Origin of the sequence: Caldalkalibacillus salinus, assembly GCF_016745835.1 — a bacterium.
Lineage (GTDB): Bacteria > Bacillota > Bacilli > Caldalkalibacillales > JCM-10596 > Caldalkalibacillus_A > Caldalkalibacillus_A salinus.
This window is the reverse complement of sequence record NZ_JAERVL010000027.1, coordinates 83,075-106,964: the sequence shown is the minus strand read 5'-3', so window position 1 is coordinate 106,964 and position 23,890 is coordinate 83,075. Positions and strand designations below refer to the sequence as shown.

The following is a 23,890-nucleotide window of genomic DNA, read 5'->3' as shown; positions in this document are numbered from 1 at the left end:
CTGTCAAATAATGAATAGACTTTTATGCAACGCTAGTGATAGAAATTAAAAAAAACATATTAGAAAACAAAGTACTAGAACACCTGATTAATCAAGGCTATGTCGAAAATGAAATAATTGAAATAACAGGGCAATTTGGCAAACTTCCAAATTTCGGTGTGCATGTAAGATTTGAAGATGAACCATTGATAGGTTATTTTTATCTCGAACGAGACGGAAAGATTAAACAACTCTCTTGGTATGTTACCAGAGAAGGCAGAGAAAAAGGGGTTAGAAAAGAACAAATACAACCAAAACACCATGTTCCAATGAGGTATTTATATTAAAGTAAGTGAGCATTAAACGACCGTATTTTGAAGGGGTATATTTGTATGATAGTCGGAATACACCACGCTCAAATTACTATCCCAAAAGAACAGGAACATAAAGCGCGGCATTTTTATTGTGAGGTATTGAAGTTAAAGGAAATATCTAAACCGGAATCCTTAAAGGGTAGAGGTGGCTTTTGGGTTGAAGTTGGAAATAAACAATTACATATTGGTACAGAAGATAACGTTGATCGTACTAAAACCAAAGCACATATAGCCTATGAGGTAGAGGATATCAATCTCATAGAGAAGAGATTGATCGATAATGGCATTGAAATAATAGCATCAGTCCCTATTCCTGGATGCGAAAGATTTGAATTCAGAGATCCTTTTGGAAACAGAGTAGAATGGATTCAACCTGTAAACGAAGTGGGAGACAATGAGGAGATTTAATTCCTAGTATTACAATTCTGATTGTAGTGATGACCGGTATCTTTATACGGAAAACAGAGGTGAGATAATGATCTGCCAAGCATGTAAGCTAAACAATGTTCAAGTCGTAGAAGAGAATGAACAAGATAATCAACCTTACGAGCTATGTAATGGGTGTTATGATCGTTTAACCAAGCGAGCGTTAAGACCTATCGAATGGTATAATCTTGCTGTTATACATAGCTCTAATAAATTTTATTTACATGACGATTTTTATGATGAAGATGGCACTGCTACTCAACCAGAAGAAGATGTCATAATAAACGATGAACATCTTGCTCCAGAATTAAACGATGTAGCGAATGATTTAGACAAGCTATTGGATTATAGTATGACGAGTTGGTGGTTAAATGATGATACTATTAAAGTTTTGAATAGTCATGATAAACAAATGGTATATGATCAAGTAAAAAGCAGATATGCATTGACTAACAATGTTGAGATTAGAAGTAGAATCTTACAAATCGTTGAGAAGGTCCTAACAACGGTTGCTGAGAAATGGATACGTAGATTATGGGAAGAACGTTTAACCATTGAAAATAACTTACTAGACCTAGCAATGGCAAGTGCTGTTTCGTTACCATTTGTTGAAGGCTTTAAGAATGTAAAACATCATTTACAGAATATATCTCCGCAAAAATTGCCTCATGCCGCCTTTGGCTGTTTGCACAAGTTTAGGTCACCTTTAGTATTAGACTGGATGGAAGATAAAGTAACATCACCTGTAAATGAGGCTTGGGGGCGATTAGCTGCACTTTCTAGGCCAACATGGCATAAACTTGCACATTGGTTATCACTTGGTAGACCAATGAGTTTAGTTGCACTAGATACATTGGTTAAGTGTATAGGTAAACCAAATGATCCTTACTTAAGAAAGTTTTCTCCAAAATTAGAAAGGTACGCTTCTGTTAATGAAATGGAGTCCGTATTGGATCAATACTTATTAATAGATAACGTTCATAGAGTTAGAAGAGATATTATGGTGATAAAAGAAAATTGGAATGACATTCTAGGGATCAATAATTAATAACGTCAGTTAACACTATATCTACGAATCGGGCGGCAAGCGTTCTTGGTCTCTTAGAGTGGACAGAGAAGTATTACTCGACACATCCCTTCGCTAACCGAGTCGGCTTGGCTTATCGCTAAGTGCGAATACTAAGCTCAGCCTACGCCTGTAATGCGTAATGTTATCTGAAACCGATATACTTATCGTGTTACCCGAGAATTTAAAAAGAAAAAAATATGAAGAAGGTGGAGAGTTTGAACGTTATATCAACATTAAAAACATGGCAATTGTTTATGTTACTATCTTTTCCAATTGCATTTATATATCTATCATTTTTCCTACCATTAGCTACAGATACTATTTTCTTGTTTACTAACATAGTGATAATGGTTAATGGCATAATTATGCTTTTATGGTTCATATCCTTAGCCATTCTTTTCGATAAGGAGAATGAGATCGAAAAGAAGCCTAGCGTAACATATTTTTTAATTAACATTTTATTAGCTGGCATTTATATGGTAGTAAGCATTTTATTTCAATTATTTGGAATTAACTTACTAGAAAACATTGTTTTTATTTTGATTCATCTTTATTCAATGTACGCAATAGCTTATGGACTATACTTTCTTTCTAAGTCCTTAGTTATGTTAGAAAAAAATAGGAATGTAAGTTTTAGAGAGTATATTAAAACATTACTATTAATATGGTTTTATCCGATAGGAGTTTGGTTCGTTCATCCTAGAGTAAAGCAGGTTTTAAATCATAAATGATTATTGGTCTACATCTAGACAACACCAAGTTTACGCATCGAGTGACCAGGACCTCGTCTATACAAGGGGGGATTCGATATGAAATGGGAAGAGATAAGAAATCAATATCCAGACAGTTGGGTCCTCGTAGAAGCTTTAAAGGATGAATCTAAAGACAACCGACGTGAAATTGAAGGAATGTCAGTCATTTCGGAGTTCAATAATTCTGTTGAAGCATGTTAAGGTTACAAATATATTACATTTGAAGGATCGAAGTCGAGAATTGTATATTTTCCATACTTGTAACAAGGATATCGAAGTTATTGAAGAACAGTTTACCGGGGTTAGGAGCAGGAGGTATCAGTGAAAATTAATATTGAAAACGGACTACCTATCATTTCGGTTAAACTGAAGTATAACGACAAAATGATGACTTTAAAGCAAGTTTTAATTGATACAGGTTCTTCCAATACCATATTTGATACTGATCTAGTTCAAGAGATAGGCTTAAGTATTGATCCGACTTATGGGAAAGCAAGAAGGATGTATGGTGTTGGTGGGGAGAGTGAATTATGCTATGAGCAACCCGTGTCGAATCTTGAGATATATTCGTACTTGTTGGATAATTTTTTGATACAGTTAGGAATCGCCCGAGAAACTTACTGTTTTGATGGCATTATTGGCACTGATTTTATTGAAAAAACCAATTAATTCTAGATTTTAAGAAGATGGTTGTATATACAAAGGTATTAATTAGAAGCTAAGGTGCGGCCGTCCAATCCCGCCATCTGAGATGTCTTAAAAATGGCTGTTAATCCATCGGAGCAGATTTATTGAAGAAATAAAACTTTGGAGGGGTTATTGTGAAAACTAACATTTTAGATCGTATTGCCTATATTCAGGATCAGAATAAATTCTCTGGAAGCGTACTGGTTGAAGAAGGCAATGAAGTTTTGACAGAGGTAAGCTACGGTTATGCTAATCGTTCTGAAAGAATTGAAAATAGTACCATTACAAGATATGGAATAGCATCGGGTTGCAAGCTGTTTACATCTATAGCCATTTGTCAGCTTGTAGAGGAAGGAAAACTTTCTTTTGAAACAAAGTTAGAAGATTCCCTGAATTTTTCTTTTCCGAATTTTGATAAAGATATAACGATTCATCATCTTTTAACACATACGTCTGGGATACCTGATTATTTTGATGAGGAAACTATGGATGATTTTGAGCAATTGTGGATTAAGAACCCGATGTACCGTATAAGAACCTTAGAAGATCTCTTACCATTATTTCAGAACCAACCAATGAAATTTAAAGCAGGCGAAAGATTTCATTATAACAATGCTGGATATATTTTACTTGGGCTAATTGTAGAGCAAGCAAGTCAGCTTACATTCACTGATTATATTGAAGAAAATATCTTTAAAAAAGCAAGTATGGTAAACTCGGGCTATTTTGAATTTGATTCACTTCCCAATAGTACAGCACTTGGTTATATTGACTTTCCGAATGGTACTTGGAAGACGAATATATACTCATTGCCTGTTAAAGGTGGTTCAGATGGTGGGGCGTTTGTAACCGTGAACGATATGGCAAATTTGTGGGATTCGCTCGTAAATAATCGATTACTTAGTGAAGAATATACTCGTATGTTACTAACTCCATATATTCGAACGCATGATAAAAATAGCTTTTATGGTTATGGAGTGTGGATTGAAAAGAATGAAGATGAAATTTTCAAATATTATATTATGGGCTATGATCCAGGAGTTAGTTTTCATTCTGCTTTTTATCCTAAGACCTCAATTAAAACTGTTATATGTTCTAATAAATCAAAGGGAGTACATCAAATTATGAAAGAAATTGAAGAAGAAATTTAGTTTACGTTTGTGAAAAAACGAATGTATTACGCGAAATGGCTTCTGGCAGATTATACAGAAATTAGGCATGAGCAAAGAAGGAGTCTTAAGAGATCATGTCATGACGGAAAATCGATATGAAGATCTAATATATTATGGAATTATTAAAGGGCCTTGGTCTCCTTAGAGTAGGGCAATGAAGTATTAACTCATCACATCCATTCGCCAACCGAATCGCTTCGCCTTCACCAAGAAAGCATTTCTAGGCTCCACCTGTAAGCTCATGGGCGTCGTATATACGAAAGCGTTATCTAAAAGAACAGAGCTTTTTATTAAAACCGTATTTTGAAGGGGGTATATTTGGATGATAGTCGGAATACACCACGCTCAAATTACTATCCCAAAAGAACAGGAACATAAAGCGCGGCATTTTTATTGTGAGGTATTGAAGTTAAAGGAAATATCTAAACCGGAATCCTTAAAGGGTAGAGGTGGCTTTTGGGTTGAAGTTGGAAATAAACAATTACATATTGGTACAGAAGATAACGTTGATCGTACTAAAACCAAAGCACATATAGCCTATGAGGTAGAGGATATCAATCTCATAGAGAAGAGATTGATCGATAATGGCATTGAAATAATAGCATCAGTCCCTATTCCTGGATGCGAAAGATTTGAATTCAGAGATCCTTTTGGAAACAGAGTAGAATGCATTCAACCTGTAAAACGAGGGGGAAACAATGAGGAGATTAATTCCTAGTATTGCGATTCTTGTTCTAGTGATGGCCGGTATATTTATTTATCTTGAATTGGATAAAAAGAACGAATCTTTTACAACTCCACAGGAAGCTTTAAAAAATATAAAAGAACCTACTTTAGAAGTTAACGATATGATCGACACAATATTCTTTGAAGATGACAATAAGGCCTTTGTCGTTTTTTATACCCAAATCGACAAGCCCAAAGATTATATAGCTTTAGCCAGGTTTAATAAAAATAAATATGGTTGGATATTTGTTGATATGCGTGGTGTAGGTCATATTAATGCATTTGATACAGGAGATTCTTCAGGCATTGGCGGAGAGTATGATATAGGATTAGCTCAATCAGAAGTTGCGAAAGTAAGATTAGGCATTCATGAAGCGGAACTGATACCGTTGGAAGAAGACATAGTAGTCTGGTTATTTCATAATGTTAGTCCAGAAGATCTTAAGGAAAACGAGTTATTATTTCTTGATGAGGAAGGAAAGATAGTGGAGAATTCTTAAGTAAACGGATAGCATTGATTGAACAAGGAAGAGGTTGCCGTCCATGGGAACTTCTAAACAGAGGGACGACGAGAGGAGATGATTGGATGAGACAGTTGCGATACCAAGTTGCATGTAGCCTGGATGGCTTCATCGCAGGGTCCAGAGGTGAGTTCGACTGGATCACGCCAGAGCCCACGTTTGATTTTGAAGCCCTTCATGCACAATTCGACACACTTCTTATGGGGCGTCGGACGTATGAGATCGTACATTCCATGGGTGAAAGTTTTCCCGGAAAGCAAGTAATCGTTGCCTCGCGATCACTTCGGCAAGAAGATCACCCTGACATTGAGGTCGTGAGTATAGGGCTTGAAGCGAGAGTACGCGAACTTCGTGCACAACCTGGTCGAGATATCTGGCTTTATGGCGGAGGAGATCTTTTCTCCCAGCTTCTCTCGTGTAATCTAGTCGATACGGTCGAACCAGCCATCATCCCCATCCTTTTGGGTGGTGGGGTTCCACTGCTTCCTTCTCACGGGGTACGTCGTCGTTTGACATTCATCGGGCAACGCACTTATCCCAGCGGAATAGTGCTCCTCGAGTATGAGGTGCAAAAGTCTACAGATGGGAATAGTTGAGTCCGAATTGGATTATGTTATAAAACGCTATAAAGATAAAATCTGCGAGAAACGTTAGGTGCTATGACTTAGCAAAATGTAATAGAAATTGAAGAGGAATTAAAAAATCTAATTTAGGAGAAAAAATAAATGGCTATAGTAGTTTTACACGCTAAAGATAAAAAGAAGTATGTGCTTATAGGAACCGGATTCGGTGCACACAAGTCCACTAGGCCAAGTGTACTAGGAGGATCATTATTCCCACATGAAGACATGGGTGAAATACCAGTAGCAGCTGTTACAGATTCTAAAGGGAAGATTCATTGGTTTTTAACTGAGGATTTACAGGTAATAAAAATAGATGGAGAGAATCCTGGTGACATTCTAAAAGCCGAAAGTGAAGTGTCAAAAGAAATAAACAATGAGAAATCAGAGGCAGAACTTTGCCCAGCATGTAACTTCGAAATATCTGTCAATGACAAAGAATGCCCGTCTTGTGGACTGACTGTAATATATGAAGATGAGTGATAGAGATAATGATAGTTCATAAGGGTAACATCACCTAACATAATATGATTGAAGTAAAGTAATGTACTGACACGCACATCATAAGGAGCTTTATATGAAAACAAAATTAAAGGGGTGGAAAGACCCTGCGATATTACTATCTTCTATTGGACTCTCTAGTATCGGTGACTTTGTTTACTTAGTTGCAATCAATATTATTGTATATCAGCTTACGGGGTCTGCTGCTGCTGTTGCAGGACTCTGGATTATCGGACCATTAACGAATATAGTAACCAAATTTTGGACTGGAAGTTTTATTGATTATCGTAGCAAGCGAAAAGTGATGGTCGTCACGTACATAATGAGAGCTGTGTTTATCAGTTTAATCCCATTTGCTCCAAACATGATCATAATATATGGGATCCTAGTTGTATTAAGTGTAGCAAAGTCCTTTTTTAATCCATCATCAATGACGTACGTTGCTATTCTCGTACCGAAAGAGAAAAGAAAGCGATTCAATTCAATCCGCTCTTTCGCTGATTCTGGAGCATTTATTATTGGTCCTGCCATTGGAGGAACACTTATATTATTAGCATCTGTTGAAACAACTTTATGGCTTAATGCAGTGTTCTTTATAATATCAGCTATTTTATTATTGTTTCTTCCAGAAAAAGAGAATATTGATAAAGAGACAATACCAACATTAACTTTATCTCAAGTAGTAAGTGATTTTACTGAAGTAAGTAAATTCATGTCAGAAAATAAATACGTATCTTATATTTACCTCGCCTTTAATATGGTGATGGTTTTTTCCTTTGCCATGGATACGCAAGAAGTTGTGTTTACTCAACAAGTAATCGGTCTTTCTGAATTAGAGTATAGTTTGTTGATAAGTATAACGGGTCTTGGATCAGTTGTTGGTGCCGTTTTGTTATCTGTTTTTTCAAATCTATTTTCATTAAGGTATATGATTGTTATTGGCATCACTATGATGACTGCTGGTTATGTCATTTATGCTTTCTCGTGGTCTTTTACTTCAATCGTGGTAGGGTTTGTCATATTAGGTTTTTTTAATGTATACCTAAATGCAGGTATCATGACTTTTTATCAAAATAATATCCCGGTTGATATTATGGGAAGAGTTACAAGCATATATCAGTTAATTCAAAGTGCTGTTCAAGTTCTATTTATTCTAGTCATCGGATTTATTGCTGATATGATATCATTACGGCTCACAATTGTGACTTTAGCACTCGTCATGTTGCTTTTATCTGTTATTTTTTCATACTTAGTATTCAAGCCAAATAAAAAGTCCCTTTATCAAGAAGACTACACTGAAAGTAAAAATTTAAGTGTGTAAGTAAAGCTGTAATTAGTGTGATGAATAAGTGGATTTGGATTTCAAGAAAGGGATTGCCGTTTATGGCCTGTTTATGGCCGCAATTATAAAATTAATTCAGTGAGTTTTACTTGTTCAGCTAAGTATAGACATTAAATAATATTAATATGTGTAGTTTGGACAATAAAAACTATTAGCAATCGAGAAGAAAGCTTTAGGTAACACATGTGATAGGCTTAGGAACAAGGAGGTGTGTGGGATATGAAGATCCATCGTATAGATCATGTGGGTATAATCGTCAATGATCTTCCTGCCATGAAAGCGTTTTTTCTAGACTTTGGCCTTGAAATGATGGGGGAAGGAGAAGTCGAAGGCGAATGGGTGGAGCGAATAATAGGGCTGCAGGACGTTAAAGGAGAAGCTGTCATGTTGCAAACGCCAGACGGTGACGCGAATATAGAACTAGTAAAATTTCACACGCCATCAGATGAAAATGGCATACAGCTTCCTTTGGCGAATACGCTGGGTATCCGGCATATTGCCTTTGCTGTTGAAGATATTGAAGCCCTTGTTACTAAATTAGAAAAGAAAGGCGCAGGACTGATGGGTGAGATACAAAACTACGAAAACGCCTATAAATTATGCTACGTTCGTGGGCCAGAAGGCATTATTTTAGAATTGGCTGAGAAAATAAGATAAGTATTGAATGGGACTTTGAATTAATTTTAGAACTTCAACTGTATTTGGAACAGCTCAAAAACACTTGTAAGTACATAGAGGTGATACAATGAATAAAAATTTTAAAACTCAAGAAGCCATTCGAAGATGGGATATGCATGCTGAAACCTTTGCGTCTGGATATAGTGAGGTTGGAGATATTCATAGAGAAGTTTTTCTGAATCCAACTTTACTAGATCTTTTAGATTCAGTACACGGGAAAAGAGTATTAGATGCAGGGTGTGGGGAAGGATATTTAAGTAGAATGTTATCAAAGTTAGGCGCTTCAGTATTAGGAATTGACTACTCCAATAAAATGTTAGAAATAGCAAAGGATAGAACGCCTAAGTCGTTAGACATAAGATATGAGCATGGGAACTTGGAGGATCTTAGCTTTCTTGAGGATCAATCTTTTGATTTAATCGTATCAAATATGGTCATACAGGACCTTTCCGAATATGATCGAGCGATAAATGAAATGTATAGGCTTTTGGTTGATGGAGGATGGTTTATTTTCTCCATACTACATCCCTGCTTTATTACGCCTGGTAGTGGGTGGGTAAAGTCTGAAGACGGAGAAAAGCTGTACTGGAAGGTCGACAACTATTTTTATGAAGGTGCATACGAGCAAGCGATTCCTCTAGATCAGGATGAGAAGCTAGTATACTTCCATAGAACGCTGACTAGTTACGTGGATACCGTCATTCGAGCAGGATTTCGTATTGAACAATTAGTAGAGCCTAAGCCTTCTAGTGAAATTTTAGAGAAGTATCCATCATTTACCGAGGATTTTAGGTGTAGCGATTTCCTCGTTTTTAAATTGGCGAAATAAAAGGCGATGAAGTGCTGGACTTGAGATAGCGAAGAGTAGGCGTTATTAAATTTTGCATCTCAATCTAGATAGAAGTAATCGAATAAAACATCTAAGAATCAGATAGCGTTAATCTAAGAAGGATTGACGCTATTTTTGATGAATTTAATATATTGAAGAGCAGGATAATGTAAGGATGTTGATGTTAAAGTAAAAAGCAAGGCCGTCTATGATATAGTGTAGCTGCACCAATCATTGAAGAATGGAGAGAAAAACAACTTGAAAAAAATATTACTGCTGATGTTTCTAATGTCACTCCTTTGGTTTTCCATTCATTCCGTTGTTATTGTAATTGATGGACTTAATGATGAAATTGAGTCTACCGACGTAGCAGTCGTTTTAGGAAATAAAGTTGAACGAAATGGGGAGCCCTCTGAAAGACTTCAAGCAAGGTTAGATAAAGCGGTAACGCTTTATAAACAAGACCAATTTCAATATGTCATCGTAAGTGGTGGTGTTGGCAAAGAAGGCTTTGACGAAGCAAAAGTGATGAAGAATTACTTGATCGAACAGGGCGTTAACCATGAGAACATTATCTTAGATAGCGATGGTTACAACACTTCAATGACTGCTGAAAATACGAAAAGAATCATGGAGGATGAAGGACTTGAATCTGTCACGGTGATCACACAGTATCATCATATCACCAGGACGAAGCTAGCCTTTAAAAAGTCGGAATTAGAGAATGTATACTCTGCATGTGCTGACTATTTTGAGGTTAGAGACTTTTATTCTATTTTTAGGGAATTTTTTGCTTACTATAAATACCTCGTAGATTAAATGGGAAGACGATTTGTGGAACAGGGAGGTCATTTTAATGATTGAAGGCTTATATGAAGCGCATTTACCCGTCAGTAACTTAAAGCATTCTATTGAATATTACAAGGGACTCGGTTTGGAATTATCTCATATTCACGAGGATAGACTAGCCTTTTTTTGGATAGAAAAAGATAAAAGCTGGCTAGGGCTTTGGGAGACAGATAAAGTAGAACTTGAATATCATCCCTCAATCAGGCACATTGCTTTTCAAGTCTCTTTGAAAGGGTTAAAGCAGTCAGTTGCTTGGTTGAAAGAAAAAGGTTATGAACCTAGAGAAGCCTTCGGATTTAAGCCAGTAGAACCGTTTGTCATGGCACATGATGGTATGGCACATGCCAAAATCCATTTTAATGACCCTGATGGGAATAGTTTAGAACTCATCTGTAAACTAGATAACCCTAAAAATATCACGGATCGTATGTATTTAAGTGAGTGGGAGCAGTTAAATAAAGCATAGTTTTTTATGGTATGGGTTACTAGGCGTGTATTGTGAGAACATAACGACTGTTTATATTTATTAGATTTCGCATACCAGCATTACGGTAAGAGTAAATTTGACCAAGGGGCGTACGATATAGCCGATGAGTTATTTAAGCAAGCAATGGCTATCAGAATGAAGAAAGACGATGAAGCGTTAATAAAATCGACTGAGCATGCTATTAAGATTACAAAGTCATATTTGACTGAACACTAGAAGCTTTTTTGAGCGTACCTATATTATCAGGAGGTCATTAAATATGAGGACACGCCTATTGAGATCTAAAGATTATGAAGAAATGAAAAAGCTATTCCTAGATGTATTCTCTCATGAACCCTGGTTTGATCAGTGGAAAGATGAAAAGCAACTTGATTTGTATATGAGTGACCTGACAGACAACAAAAATTCACTCTCACTAGCTTTATATGACGAAAATCATAGACTTGTTGGCGGGTCATTAGGATACGTTTTTAATTGGTGGGAGGGCCGAGAATACTTTATAAAAGAGTTTTTTATCGCAAGAGATAAACAAAATCAAGGTGTAGGTGGTATTTTTATAGACCAAATCAATACATACCTAGAAGCTCAAGATATTCAACACATATGGTTAGCAACAGAAAAAAATATGCCAGCGTATCCGTTTTATCATAAGAACGGGTTCGCAGATTTGCAGAATTCCGTCTTTTTAGTTAAGAAAGTAAACCAACCTTAACGAATACCATTCTTGCTTCTTTATAAACTTTACTATAGAATACAATTAAACTAAAATAACAACGTTGTTATTTTAGTAATTGGAAGCGCATTCTTATTATAATACTAGGAGGGAGTTTAATGAAAAAACTGTGTTTTATGGTTTTGTTTTCCATTTTAGTTAGTTTATCAGTTGGTTGTGGTGCTGAAACTTCGACATCGGGGGAGGGAGAAAAAGAAACCGTTGTGCTAAAACTGGCAGAAAACCAGCCTGAAAATTATCCCACAACGCAAGGTGTAAAAGCGTTTGCCAGCTCCGTAGAGGAAAAAACGAAGGGTCGCTACCAAATAGAAGTGTACGCTGGTGGACAATTAGGTGATGAGAAAAGTGTCATCGAGCAGATCCAGCTAGGTACGATTGATTTAGCGCGGGTCAATGTTACACCCTTAACTGAGTTTTCCGACGATATCGGTGTATTAGCGTTACCTTATCTTTTCAACAGTGAAGAACAACAATGGAAAGTATTGAACGGTGAGGTAGGAATGGATTTACTGCACACGTTACAGGACGCCAATATGGTGGGGCTTGCTTTTTACGATTCTGGGAAACGAAGCTTCTATAACTCTGTTCGTCCCGTTCATTCTCCAGAAGATTTAGAAGGACTAGCCATTAGGGTTCAACAGTCTAAAATGATCATCGATATGGTTGAATCATTAGGGGCGTCTGCAACACCGATGGCTTTTGAAGAGGTTTACTCATCGTTACAAACGGGTGTACTCGACGGGGCTGAGAACAATTTTCCGAGCTATTACTCGACCAACCATTATGAAGTCGCACCATATTATACGCTAGATGGACACTCGACAGTTCCCGAGGTTGTCATCGCCTCAAGTGAATTGTGGGAATCTTTAGACGAAGAAGATAAAACCATCTTTCTAGAAGCGGCAAAAGACTCCATTGAAGTGCAACGTGAAGCGTGGGCAGAGTTAGTCGATGAAGCGAGACAAACGATCGAGGATAACGGAAATGAAATCATTGAGATCACAGACGTAGCCCCTTGGCGAGAAGCCGTCCAGCCTGTGTATGACAACTATGGGGAGCAATATGAGGAATGGATTGATCGGATCGCAGAAGTAGAGTAAGAGAAGAATTTAATATGGGTAGCTCAAACATGAGGGGGGAGGAGTAATTTGAAAGTAATAGTTGGAGCCATAGTTAAAGCCCTAGACAAAGCGGTCAATGCGTTAGCATTACTCATGCTAGCTGGCATGGTGCTCATTATCTCATTACACGTGTTCTTAAGACAAGTATTTGAAACCACACCGGCGTGGTCCGAGGAGATCGCGCTATTATTCCTCGTGTGGATCAGTTTTATAGGCATCGCCGTTGGATTTAGAGATCGTCTACATATCGCTGTCGGCTTGGTGGTTAATCATTTACCCGATAAGCTTCAAGATATGATTGATTATCTCGTTAAGGCTTCTATACTCATGGTTGCCCTCATTTTCATCTACTATGGTGGCAAATTTACCATGCTGATGTCTAACAGTACGATGGCGGGAACAAAATTACCAACAAGCTATTTATACGCTGTTGTCCCTATTTCAGGCTTTTTACTTCTAATATATGGCCTTGCGTTATGCTTTCAACAAGGGGTCGTCATGGACCAAAGAAAATATGAGGAGGAGTGATGGAGATGGGTATCGCATTATTGATCGGTTCCTTTATCCTACTAATCCTGTTGAGGTTTCCTATCGCGCTTGCTATGCTCCTGTCCTCATTTATCACAGGATTGTACCTGGGTGTAGACCTTTCTGCCTTAATCCAACGAATGGTCGGTGGTCTCAATTCTTTTTCATTATTAGCTATCCCCTTTTTCATATTAGCAGGTGAGATCATGAATGAAGGGGGAATATCCCGTCGCTTGATTAACTTATCTCAAGTGCTCATTGGTAAAATCCGGGGTGGATTGGCCATGGTGAATGTGACAGCGAGTACGTTTTTTGGTGGTATATCCGGGTCGGCAGTGGCTGATACGTCTTCGGTAGGCTCTGTATTAATACCGATGATGAGGAAAAAAGGGTACCATAAAGATTATGCTGTCAGTGTCACTGTCTCTAGTGCTGCTCAAGGCGTGATGATTCCGCCGAGTCATAATATGATTATTTACTCTATGGCAGCGGGTGGCGTGTCGGTTGGTGCATTGTTTATGGGAGGATTAGTGCCGGGTCTCCTGCTCGGGCTTGCTCTGCTCGTCATCACTTATATCATTGCCGCGAAAAGAAACTATCCCAAAGGAGAGCGCATACCGGCGAAGGACATCCCTAGAATTATAGGGGAAGGATTGTTAGGGTTATTCACCGCTGTGATTATCATAGGGGGGATTGTGAGCGGCTTTTTTACAGCAACCGAATCTGCAGCGATAGGCGCATTGTATGCTTTTTTTATCACTTTTTTTGTATATCGAGATATCCCTTTCTCTCGCCTTAATGTTATTCTACAGAACACATTCAACACACTAGCAATGGTTCTTTTCTTAATTGCCTCATCCTCTGCATTCGGATGGTTGCTTGCACTGCTAAAAGTACCAACAATAGTGACAGAATTTTTGTTATCTTTTTCCCCGAATGACTATGTCACATTGCTGTTGATTGTCTTTATTTTGCTCCTATTGGGGACCGTCATGGACATGGCACCTCTGATATTAATTGCAACGCCTATTTTACTCCCCGTTGCAACAGCTGCTGGTATGGACCCTGTACATTTTGGTGTGGTTCTTATCCTCAGTCTTTCGATAGGGCTCATCACTCCGCCGGTCGGTACTTGTCTATTTGTCGGATGTGCGATCGGGAAGGTCTCAATCGAGAAAACAAGTAAAGCTCTCGTACCGTTTTACATCACGATGGTGTTGGTCCTCATCTTAATTACCTTCGTACCTGATATTGTATTGTTCCTCCCAGAGTTCATCGGTAGGTAAATCAAGAAGGTGTATCAAGGTGCGTTGCCTGTTGTTTTCATAGACATCAAGATAGCTATTTTATCGATATCCAGATAGTGTTTCCACCGAAGTTAACGTCATGGAAGTTATGCCATGGAATATGACGTCACACTGCAGTTGATACCACGGAGTTTGACATAAAACTCGTTTTATCACATGTGAACAAAGGTAAACATGACGATGGAGTCAGACAAGTGAAACCTTAAATAACAACGTTGTTATATTTTGGTATGAGGATTGAACGTAAATGGATTAATGGAAAGGTTTGACATTCTTAAAAGTAAAATATACTATAAGGTTAACGAAAGTAAAATGAAGAGAAAGGACAGGTACCTCGAACAATGAAGCAGTAATCCTATTTTAGACCGCTTTTTTAATATGATTTAAAAAACATCATGTCTAGATAGGATAGGTCTGTGCATTTGTAGAGGTACATCTGTTTTCCGCTTTATATATAAGTTAAATGAAGATATCCGTTCCAATCGATACCACCTCATAGCATACCTTTATGTGGGTGTTCGGCAATGTACCATGTTCCAATGGAGGGTGCAAGGTGCCGATCCGTTGGATGATATTCTTTGTACCTTGACGTTGTACCTTAACCAGCACAAAATGCCAACATGACGCTATCCTCTCTAGCATTCTAGGGAGGTTTTTTTATGCTTTTATTAGCTGCAAAACATATAGAAAAAACGTATCAATATAGGTTGATCATTAAGGCTGAAAAGTTACAGGTTTACCAAGGGGAGCGTATTGGGATCGTAGGTCCAAACGGTGTGGGAAAGTCCACACTGATGAAGATCCTAGCACAAGAGGTTCATCCTGATGTGGGGGAAGTGCAGGTGCATGCGCCAATCGCGTATATTCCACAAATGGAGCTCCCCCAAACGATCGAGATCCATCAGAAGCGACAACGTGAGTGGCACTTACCACGGACGGAGGGGCTCGAACAGACGGATAACCTGAAGCCTCAATCGCTAAGTGGGGGAGAGCAAACCAGGATCAAAATTGCGTCAGCCCTCTCCTCTGATGCTAAAGTTTTATTTGCTGATGAACCGACGAGTCACCTAGACATCCAAGGCATAGAAAAACTACAGACAGAGCTCAGTCACTTTAAAGGCGCCGTTATACTGATTTCCCACGACCGAGAGCTTCTAGATCAAGTGTGTACCCGTATCTGGGAGATGGAAGAAGGGCATATTCAAATGTTCAAGGGAAACTACACACGCTACCTAGAGCAAAAAGAACGTATGAAAAAACGGCAGTGGGAGGAGTATGAACAGTATCAAAAGGAGAAACAACGTCTCTTAGAAGCGAAACGTCACATGGCGCAGAAATCCAAGGCAGTCAAAAAAGCACCGAGTAGAATGGGGCCTTCAGAAGCGAGACTACACAAAAGAAAGGCAGGCAAGACAAGTGAAAAACTATATAAAAAAGCGAAGGCCATCGAAACTAGAATAGACCAGTTGGAACCAAAAGAAAAACCGGTTGAGGAGAAAGCCATCGTTTTCGACACACAAGATTTTAAAGGCATTCATCGTTCATCTGTCCTTTCATTTACTGACGTTGACGCCGTTGTCCAAGGGCAGAAACTGTTTTCTGAATTAAATGGGACCATCTCCCCAAGGTCTAGAGTGGCTATCCTCGGTGCTAACGGTGTGGGTAAAACCACACTGTTAAACATGATATTAGCAGGGCATGATGGTCTCACCAGGGTTAAAACAGCCAGGATGGGATACTTTGATCAAAAGTTAGAACACTTAAGGCACGATCATACGATACTAGACAATGTCTCTGTACAGAGCCCATACTCTGAACATTTTATCCGCACTGTTTTGGCTAGGCTTCAATTCCGGCGTGAGGACGTTCATAAACGAATTAGAGTGCTAAGTGGCGGTGAAAAAGTGAAGGTGGCCTTAGCAAAAGTGTTCCTCGGAAATTTTAATGTGCTTTTACTTGATGAACCGACCAACTTTTTAGATCTCCCTGCAAAAGAGGCATTGGAGGAAGTATTATGTGCCTACCCAGGCACCATACTATTCGTTTCTCACGACAGAGCCTTTATTAAAAAAGTCGCAACGCACATCATTGAGATCAAAGACCACAAAGCCCAGCTCAAACATGTGGACCACCTGACAAATCAGGGGGAAAAGGAGTCTAAGAAAAAGCAGACTGACATAGAAACAACTTTACTCGCATTAGATATGGAAATAGCGGATATCATAGGTAAACTGTCTACGGTTAATGACGAAGAGGAAAAAGCACGCTTAGAACAGACATATGAAACTCTGTTGCGGAAAAAAAGAGAGATCACCTCGGACTGAGTTCTAAATTAAGCCAATATACTCAAAATAGGACCAGCGTTCTAAATTTTTATTTAACAAAATTTAGTATTTTTAGAGGAAAATTGATAGGTTTGTCGAAAAGGTCATTATCCATATTATGTATTTATTGGAAGGGGTGGTCTATGTCGATAAATTTTATCATACAATGGACCTATTTTGGGTTAATTCACATTAAACAAGGGGTGGGAAACAACGAATGAAAAAGCTTTTAACGATCAGCTTAGGAGTCGTCATCATGATGTGGGCAGTGATGAGCATGAGTGAGTCCGCCCGCGCAACGGATGATATTAGTTTTAGTGACACACAGGGACATTGGGCGGAGTCTGCGATAAATGACATGGTTAAGGAAGGTGTGCTCGAAGGATTTCCCGACGGTACCTTTCGACCCGACGATCCTGTACAAGTGGATCAGTTTCTTAAGATGATCCTGATGTCTTTGTCAGAAGAAGATGAACATGGTGTAAGGGATTGGAAGGAGGAGTTTATTAGTAAAGCAAACATCTTTGTAGTAACTCAACTTGCATATAAATCTAGTGATTTCCATTTTGAGAATGCAGCGAATGGATATTGGGCAGAGCCTTTTATTGATCAAGCATCAACAATGAGCATTTTAGGTAAGTATTCACGCTTCGAAAGTAACTACAGAAAAGATTTGAATCGGGAAGATGTAGCTCATTTAGTTTCTAAGACAATTTCAATGTTTGAAGAAAAAGAAGAATTTAATTATATGAACCTTGCTAAAGGACAAATAAAAGATTTATATCTAGCTCAACATGATGAACAAGATATTCTCCAAGTATATATGAAGGGGATTATGAGAGGTTATCCTGACGGTACATTTGGTGTTACTAATATGGTGACTCGAGCAGAAGCAGCAGAACTTCTTAGCAAGATCCTAAATCGAAAAAATAGAGATCCATATCAACCAGACTTATCTACTTTACCCCATGACATTGTGTCTACAGAGTTTGGAAGAGAAAAGATTATTGTATTTCCAGGCTGGGATATGAAATATACTTACGATACTCTAAAAAGTAATTTAGATAAGTCAACTGGATATACAGTTGTAGAAAGTAATCGTATCAATTTTTATAAAGACGAAGAGACATACTATAAAAATCTTGAGAGATTTGATACTTTATATGATGCTTTTAGCCCAGCACTACATGATATTTCGGTAATTTTTGACACAAGTATGAATCAATACGAGATACACATAAGCACTGCCGAAAATGCATTGATTCCACATGAAGGTAGTATTAGCTCCTTCTTAAACTTAGTGTTTGAGAGTGATTCAGACAAGTTTTTAAAACACGCAAAAAATTACGTAGACTTAGCAAGAGACGGTCAATTAAATATGACCAATGATAAATTCAATAGCCGAAAAGTAATATTTAGTGGTACAGGTGACGATAATTTTCTTTATATAGCGATCCTACCTAACTAAAAGTAGGAGGAGAAAATGATTAGATTTAAAACAAAATTATTTTTTGTATTTATTGTATTAACTTTTACGATTAATTTAAACAGTTCAAACTTGGGCTACTCTAAATCAGGCTGTTCGTTTACAGAGACTGTCACTCCTGAGGCAAAACCATGTAATGCCCAAGGGTATCCATTTAATAAAAAAATATGGGAAGATAAGCAACTAGTAGTTTATGGACAACCTAGAGATGTATCAGGAAACCAGTTTAAATATGCAACTCAACCACGTGAAGGTACTATTATTGAAGGAAGTGGCTATTACAGACATAATAACAGGAGTGGAGAATGGAGATATCACGGGTTTGATGAGCAAGGGCAAAGATATACAAATAGGGAATTTCCTGACGATGACAACACTAGAACAGATTTGCAGAGGCAATGGATATTTGAACCTTGGGACAATAATTTATCATATGAACAGAGTAGAAGAATTCTTTTTACGGGCGATAGATCTAGTTTCTATCGGAATTATATTGAGCATTATGTAATACCTTCAGTCCCCAACGGCATCTCCCTAACCGATGGTACCCCGCCTAGTAGAGACCCGATGCACTATCTTTACGTTTACCAAACCCCTGATCTCATACAGCCTGGGGCAGGTATCATGTGGCACAAAAGCCCGACGACGGGGAAGATATGGTATAAAACATTTCATATGCCTAAAATAAAGCAAGGGCGTACAATGACGCCGGTGGAAGCGGAGCTTGAAGTGCTGGACGAGCCCCCGATAAACATCGAACACTATAAGGGTCAGAGTACCATTCCAGTTGAAGTTCGTGTCAATGGTTATCTCTTAGACGAGGATTATATAGGCAGGGATGCGGATACATTTGCTTACTATACGCGTGAGGATATTAAAGAGTGGACGCTAGAAATAACCAGACCATCTGACGGTCAAAAAGAAGTGGTCCGGTCAGTAGGGAACAAAGGGACGGCAACATTTACAATCGATGTCCCCGCGGATCAAATAGATGAAGCGGGCGCCTATATCGCCAATGCATCTGCCACAGTCCATTTCAAAGACCGTAGGACCAATGAAGCAAGTGTCAGTCAAACTATTATATTTGGTGGCGAAGGATTTGAACTCCTTTCTCTTTTTAATGTGAGAAATGAAATCCGGTTTACCAAACGTTCTGAGTTCGACGCTAGCGCCATTAATTATGTCGATCAATCCTTGGGTGAGATCATCCGATATGATTTTGGGGTAACAGAACTGTCCACTGATGAAACGATTTCCTTTTCTTATGATGACAATGCCGTTGATGATGACGCTGTGCAAGATGATATCTATGATTTTATTAAACCGTATTTTACTGATGAAAAGGTGTCGATACCACATAGTCTCGAGTTTGAAGTGCGGCAGACAATCACGACCGATAATGACAAACGCGATACACACGTTGAAACCATAACGGTCACCCATTTTCCTGCAGATGATGTAGGTGGTATTGATGACTTTAATCACGTTTATATTGAACCTGACTTGAGAGTTCCTAAGTACGCTTATGACGTCGTCGGAGTACAGATACGGGATCATACTGATATGACGAATGTGGCAGAGCGTGTGTGCTATATCGATGACGTACAGGTGAACCAGAATGAATTGTTTAGCGGGAATTATGTTTTTGGCATCGGAGAACACGGATTTCACGAAGTGTCATGCACCTATGAATCCACAACAGGTGACGTATCGTTTCAAAGCACATGGATTTATGTCATTGACACGAAACCGAAAGTACAATTTGAGTTATCTGGTCCGTTCAAGGAAAACCGCAAAATGACCATACGTAATAATACTGAAATCGCTAATTTCCCTATGCTTTGGGAGGCTTATCCTGTGACAGAATATGAATGGGACGTCATTGCCGTAGAAGGAGCCCCTTTGGAGTTTAGGACCGATACAGATATGAAAAAAGAGTTTTTATCTCGTACGCCAGGTGTCTATACGATCCAACTCGTGGGCCGAAATGAGCTAGGACGTGAGTCTGATCCTTATATCGTCGAATTTCCTATTGCAGAAGATCTCGAACCTGCTGTGGTTCTTCATCCCTTTGACTCTCAGATTGCACGAGGCGAAGAGGTGCGCTTTATGTATGACGCAGAGAGTGTGGATGGAGATGTCGTAGGGGATCAAAGGATCGAAATTTTTTATGATTCCAACAATGACGGAGAGTATGATCAGCTTGTGAACGCCTTTGACCCGTCGGATGGATTTACTGAATACAGGCCTCCAACACACAAGCTGGGGCGTTATCAGGTGGTGGCAACCGTTGAGGAGGAATTTGGTGAAGAAACCCTACCTGAACTACTAGATGGCACGGAGAAAAGGGTACGCGTAGTCAAAACGGCTTTTGAGGTCGATAATTTTCAACCTGCAGCTAGTGTTTATTCTGACGTTCCGTATGTAGAGCCGGAAATCGATGTGTATGTTTTACTCGATCAGGATTTAGCGAGGAGTAAGAACGACCACATCGTTTCCAATCGTATATCCATCAATAACATGTTACGTGATGAAGGGATGAACCCGGTTGTCGAAATGTGGGATATGCATACTTACATCCACTCCTCTGATGCTTCAGCAACAAGGAGCACCGGGTCGCGATATCCACCTCAAACGATTGAATATACTGAAGGCCAGTGGTCAGGTACATTGTCTAGAGATCGGGTGACGAATAATCCCTATACCAGAGATGAGGGGTGGTATGAAACCCAGACGGTGTATAAGACTTTTAGCCGAACGTGTACAAACACGAGGCATAAATTACCTGACGGAGGATATTCGGGAAGCGATGATGAGTGTCCCAGCAGAAAGTATGTTAGTAGCGATGGTTACGTTGGGCACATTCCTAGGGTAAGGACGAGTGGGCCTAAAGAATCTAATGGGGGGAATACACGAACATTTACTGCTTACTATGAGGGGACGTTAAGTAAAGAGGAAGAGTATTGGAGGTCCAACCCTAAGACTTACAACCGTTATACGGGTCACTATAGTGGGACGGTCTACCAGTCTGTCCGGCAGCCGTATGATAATGCCTTTTTCAGAGTGAAGTCCGACAAGTATGTGGTATATGTATCTGATGGTGGGATTAATGACCTTTCTGACCTGCAAACCTTGATGCGAGAGAACGATGCTTCTCTCATTCTGGTTGGACAGCAGCGTATAAAGAACCAGGTGAATTATGATCACTACATCCCGCATGATAAACCCATCGAGGACATACTACAGGATGTGGTCCAATACATCGCTGACAATAACGTTGACATTCCACATATTTATACGCTCGTAGATGAGCCGTTTGCTTTAAGTTTCAAGCATCATGACGCTGAAGGAGACCCGATAACCAGGGAAGAGTCTATGTATGTACACGACTATCAACACTTTGATAATGACCAAGGCTTAGCTCATTTTGCTACCGACACGTATAAACGCACGGCGTGGCGAGAGGCGAGTGAAGTGTCTACGTTTAGTCGTCCAGGTAAGTATACGGTCTACCATCGTGTACAGGATCAGCCATCCTCTGACCCACGATTCGCTCATTATCGCTACTTTTCCAATGAAGCGCAGCTTGAAGTGTACGCCCATCGAAAGCCGATCGCGCTTCTTGAGTTAGATTGGGATTATGATGACGCTAGGGAGGTTTATCGCACTTCTTGGGTGGACAGATCTTATGACTTGGATCATCAGTTTAGTAGAGAGGACAAAGGAATTGTAGATACTAGGATGAAGCTGACGCGCAATAACAGTGAAACCTATACGATTATACCAGAAGAACTTCAACCGGGAACTTATGAGTTAGAGTATGTTGTCCAAGATCCTGAATATACATGGAGCGAGCCGTATACCATGCGTTTTACTTTAGAGGAAGCCCCGCCCATTCAGCTAGATGCTAAAGCGAGAGCGAAGATCGATGATCGCTTCAGTTTAAGGAGCATCCCAGCTTCGGAAGACCTTCTGCTCCATGACGTATGGACAAGATATCCTTATGGGGTACGATTGGAGGTGGCCATGTATCAGGATGGCCAACGAAAGACACCGACCAAGACGGTCAAGGCCACATCTGCCACAGGAGAACAGAATGGCAATGATATTCACTGGCATGACATTACTTATCCCATCCCAGATGATTTACCAGACGGGTCATACCAGCTTAGACTCACAGCCATAGGAACCACAACAGGTGAGAGAACGACTAAAGCGTTTAATGTACGAGTCAACACACCGATAGACTTGGAGATCATAGACTTCCCGGAGGAGCTATATTCTGGTCAGGGAGAGAGATATGACTTAAAAGGCAAAACAACCAAGTATGCTAATCAGCTGCAAGTGACCCTCCATCGAGGGACATCCTACCAGACCCAATTATCCTTAAATGGAAGCATTCAACAGTGGAAGCAGGATTGGAAAAGGAGCTATACCGTACCACGTATGGCGGATGGGACCTATACGGCCGTATATAGAGCAACCACGCCGAACGGGAATGTAGAGACACAGACGGTGAGGTATGACGTCACAAGTAACAGACCACCCGTTGCGGGCTTCTATATTCTTCCTCGCACGATATATGAGGGCGACACCGTTCGGATAAGGTCAAGGGCTTATGACCCGGATGATGATCCCATTACTTATGAGTATACATGGACCAAACCGGACGGGAGTACCCAAGTCTTGACGGACGAACATCCAACCTTCCGCGTGCGACAGGTAGGGACCCACACGATCAGACAAGTGGTAACCGACACCCACGGGGCACAAGATACGATGAACCAATCGTTTACCGTGCATGAGCTGACCATAACAGGACAAGTGTCTCACACAGAGGAATGGAACGAAACACATGACAAGTTGAACAACAGTCCAGAGCAGTTTTATTCCGGGGAGAAGTTTAAGCTCCAAGCGGATGTGACAGATCATACGATACAATACGTCAGAGTTGTTTTTGAGGGTGAGCAAGTGGATGGTCAAAGTTTAAGGATACGCACAAACTTAGAGGCGACATCAGATAACGCCATTTGGACTGGAGAGTTATACGAACAAAGTATGACGAAACCAGCCACGAGATTACAAAATGGGCCCGCTAAATTCACCTTCACGGTAAGGTATCGTAACGGGATCGTTAAGCAAGACGAGGTATATGTGAACATCATCGGGAGTGCCTACGAGGTTCTTGATTATCACCGGACGAGATAGGACAGGACAGTATAACACATAACAAGGGGTCAATAAAAAATAAGAAGAAAGGTAAATAGACAAAGCGGGGCAGTCCCATGCAGCACAGCGGGGGCTGTCCTTCGTTTTGACTCGTACAAAGGTTAGGAAAGGCGTATCTTAGCATGATCGTTGTATGGTATAATATGTAAC

The 23,890-nt window shown here is 39.6% G+C and carries 22 protein-coding genes; all 22 read left to right on the top strand.

Features of this window, described 5'->3' with window-relative positions; genetic code table 11:
- Positions 1-35: 35 nt before the first annotated feature.
- The 22 genes from JKM87_RS15085 to JKM87_RS14980 all read left to right on the top strand — a co-directional run bounded on the left by JKM87_RS15085 (position 36) and on the right by JKM87_RS14980 (position 23,719).
- Positions 36-326, top strand: coding sequence for a hypothetical protein (locus JKM87_RS15085; RefSeq protein WP_202081195.1), 291 nt, complete (start codon positions 36-38; stop codon positions 324-326).
- Positions 327-371: 45 nt separating this feature from the next.
- The gene (locus JKM87_RS15080; protein WP_202081194.1) at positions 372-761 is read left to right on the top strand and encodes a VOC family protein; all 390 of its coding nucleotides are present in this window, start codon (positions 372-374) and stop codon (positions 759-761) included.
- A gap of 67 nt (positions 762-828) precedes the next feature.
- Positions 829-1,827: a hypothetical protein gene (locus JKM87_RS15075; protein ID WP_202081193.1), complete on the top strand. Its 999-nt coding sequence runs from the start codon at positions 829-831 to the stop codon at positions 1,825-1,827.
- A gap of 830 nt (positions 1,828-2,657) precedes the next feature.
- Positions 2,658-2,801, top strand: coding sequence for a hypothetical protein (locus tag JKM87_RS17940; protein ID WP_236838864.1), 144 nt, complete (start codon positions 2,658-2,660; stop codon positions 2,799-2,801).
- 120 nt (positions 2,802-2,921) lie between these two features.
- On the top strand, positions 2,922-3,269 hold the full coding sequence (locus JKM87_RS15065) for a retropepsin-like aspartic protease (RefSeq protein WP_336885191.1): 348 nt from the start codon (positions 2,922-2,924) through the stop codon (positions 3,267-3,269).
- Between the two features lie 152 nt (positions 3,270-3,421).
- A complete protein-coding gene (locus JKM87_RS15060) occupies positions 3,422-4,438 on the top strand; it encodes a serine hydrolase (protein WP_202081192.1) in 1,017 nt (338 codons plus the stop codon).
- Between the two features lie 343 nt (positions 4,439-4,781).
- Positions 4,782-5,177, top strand: coding sequence for a VOC family protein (locus tag JKM87_RS15055; protein WP_202081191.1), 396 nt, complete (start codon positions 4,782-4,784; stop codon positions 5,175-5,177).
- On the top strand, positions 5,158-5,685 hold the full coding sequence (locus JKM87_RS15050; protein ID WP_202081190.1) for a hypothetical protein: 528 nt from the start codon (positions 5,158-5,160) through the stop codon (positions 5,683-5,685). Before JKM87_RS15055 ends, JKM87_RS15050 begins: the two co-directional genes overlap by 20 nt.
- Positions 5,686-5,699: 14 nt before the next feature.
- Complete coding sequence (locus tag JKM87_RS15045; protein ID WP_202081189.1) at positions 5,700-6,302, top strand: dihydrofolate reductase family protein; 603 nt, start codon at positions 5,700-5,702, stop codon at positions 6,300-6,302.
- 129 nt (positions 6,303-6,431) lie between these two features.
- The gene (locus tag JKM87_RS15040; RefSeq protein ID WP_202081188.1) at positions 6,432-6,809 is read left to right on the top strand and encodes a hypothetical protein; all 378 of its coding nucleotides are present in this window, start codon (positions 6,432-6,434) and stop codon (positions 6,807-6,809) included.
- A gap of 94 nt (positions 6,810-6,903) precedes the next feature.
- Positions 6,904-8,148: an MFS transporter gene (locus JKM87_RS15035; RefSeq protein ID WP_202081187.1), complete on the top strand. Its 1,245-nt coding sequence runs from the start codon at positions 6,904-6,906 to the stop codon at positions 8,146-8,148.
- Between the two features lie 240 nt (positions 8,149-8,388).
- Positions 8,389-8,826 (top strand): VOC family protein, encoded by a 438-nt coding sequence (locus tag JKM87_RS15030; protein WP_202081186.1) that lies wholly within the window; start codon positions 8,389-8,391, stop codon positions 8,824-8,826.
- A gap of 88 nt (positions 8,827-8,914) precedes the next feature.
- Positions 8,915-9,676 (top strand): class I SAM-dependent methyltransferase, encoded by a 762-nt coding sequence (locus JKM87_RS15025; RefSeq protein ID WP_202081185.1) that lies wholly within the window; start codon positions 8,915-8,917, stop codon positions 9,674-9,676.
- Between the two features lie 258 nt (positions 9,677-9,934).
- On the top strand, positions 9,935-10,495 hold the full coding sequence (locus tag JKM87_RS15020) for a YdcF family protein (protein WP_236838863.1): 561 nt from the start codon (positions 9,935-9,937) through the stop codon (positions 10,493-10,495).
- Positions 10,496-10,532: 37 nt separating this feature from the next.
- Entirely contained in the window at positions 10,533-10,991 is a 459-nt protein-coding gene (locus tag JKM87_RS15015; RefSeq protein WP_202081184.1) for a VOC family protein, read from the top strand.
- 280 nt (positions 10,992-11,271) lie between these two features.
- Positions 11,272-11,724 carry a GNAT family N-acetyltransferase gene (locus JKM87_RS15010; RefSeq protein ID WP_202081183.1) on the top strand — a complete coding sequence of 151 codons (453 nt, stop codon included), beginning with the start codon at positions 11,272-11,274 and terminating at the stop codon, positions 11,722-11,724.
- Positions 11,725-11,843: 119 nt separating this feature from the next.
- A complete protein-coding gene (locus JKM87_RS15005; RefSeq protein WP_236838862.1) occupies positions 11,844-12,845 on the top strand; it encodes a TRAP transporter substrate-binding protein in 1,002 nt (333 codons plus the stop codon).
- A 48-nt stretch (positions 12,846-12,893) separates the two neighbouring features.
- The gene (locus JKM87_RS15000; RefSeq protein ID WP_202081182.1) at positions 12,894-13,394 is read left to right on the top strand and encodes a TRAP transporter small permease; all 501 of its coding nucleotides are present in this window, start codon (positions 12,894-12,896) and stop codon (positions 13,392-13,394) included.
- A 5-nt stretch (positions 13,395-13,399) separates the two neighbouring features.
- Positions 13,400-14,680 (top strand): TRAP transporter large permease, encoded by a 1,281-nt coding sequence (locus tag JKM87_RS14995; protein ID WP_202081181.1) that lies wholly within the window; start codon positions 13,400-13,402, stop codon positions 14,678-14,680.
- Positions 14,681-15,360: 680 nt separating this feature from the next.
- Positions 15,361-17,025 (top strand): ribosomal protection-like ABC-F family protein, encoded by a 1,665-nt coding sequence (gene abc-f / locus JKM87_RS14990; RefSeq protein WP_202081180.1) that lies wholly within the window; start codon positions 15,361-15,363, stop codon positions 17,023-17,025.
- Between the two features lie 217 nt (positions 17,026-17,242).
- Positions 17,243-18,493 (top strand): S-layer homology domain-containing protein, encoded by a 1,251-nt coding sequence (locus tag JKM87_RS14985; RefSeq protein WP_202081179.1) that lies wholly within the window; start codon positions 17,243-17,245, stop codon positions 18,491-18,493.
- 15 nt (positions 18,494-18,508) lie between these two features.
- Positions 18,509-23,719: an Athe_2463 domain-containing protein gene (locus tag JKM87_RS14980; RefSeq protein ID WP_202081178.1), complete on the top strand. Its 5,211-nt coding sequence runs from the start codon at positions 18,509-18,511 to the stop codon at positions 23,717-23,719.
- Positions 23,720-23,890: the final 171 nt, after the last annotated feature.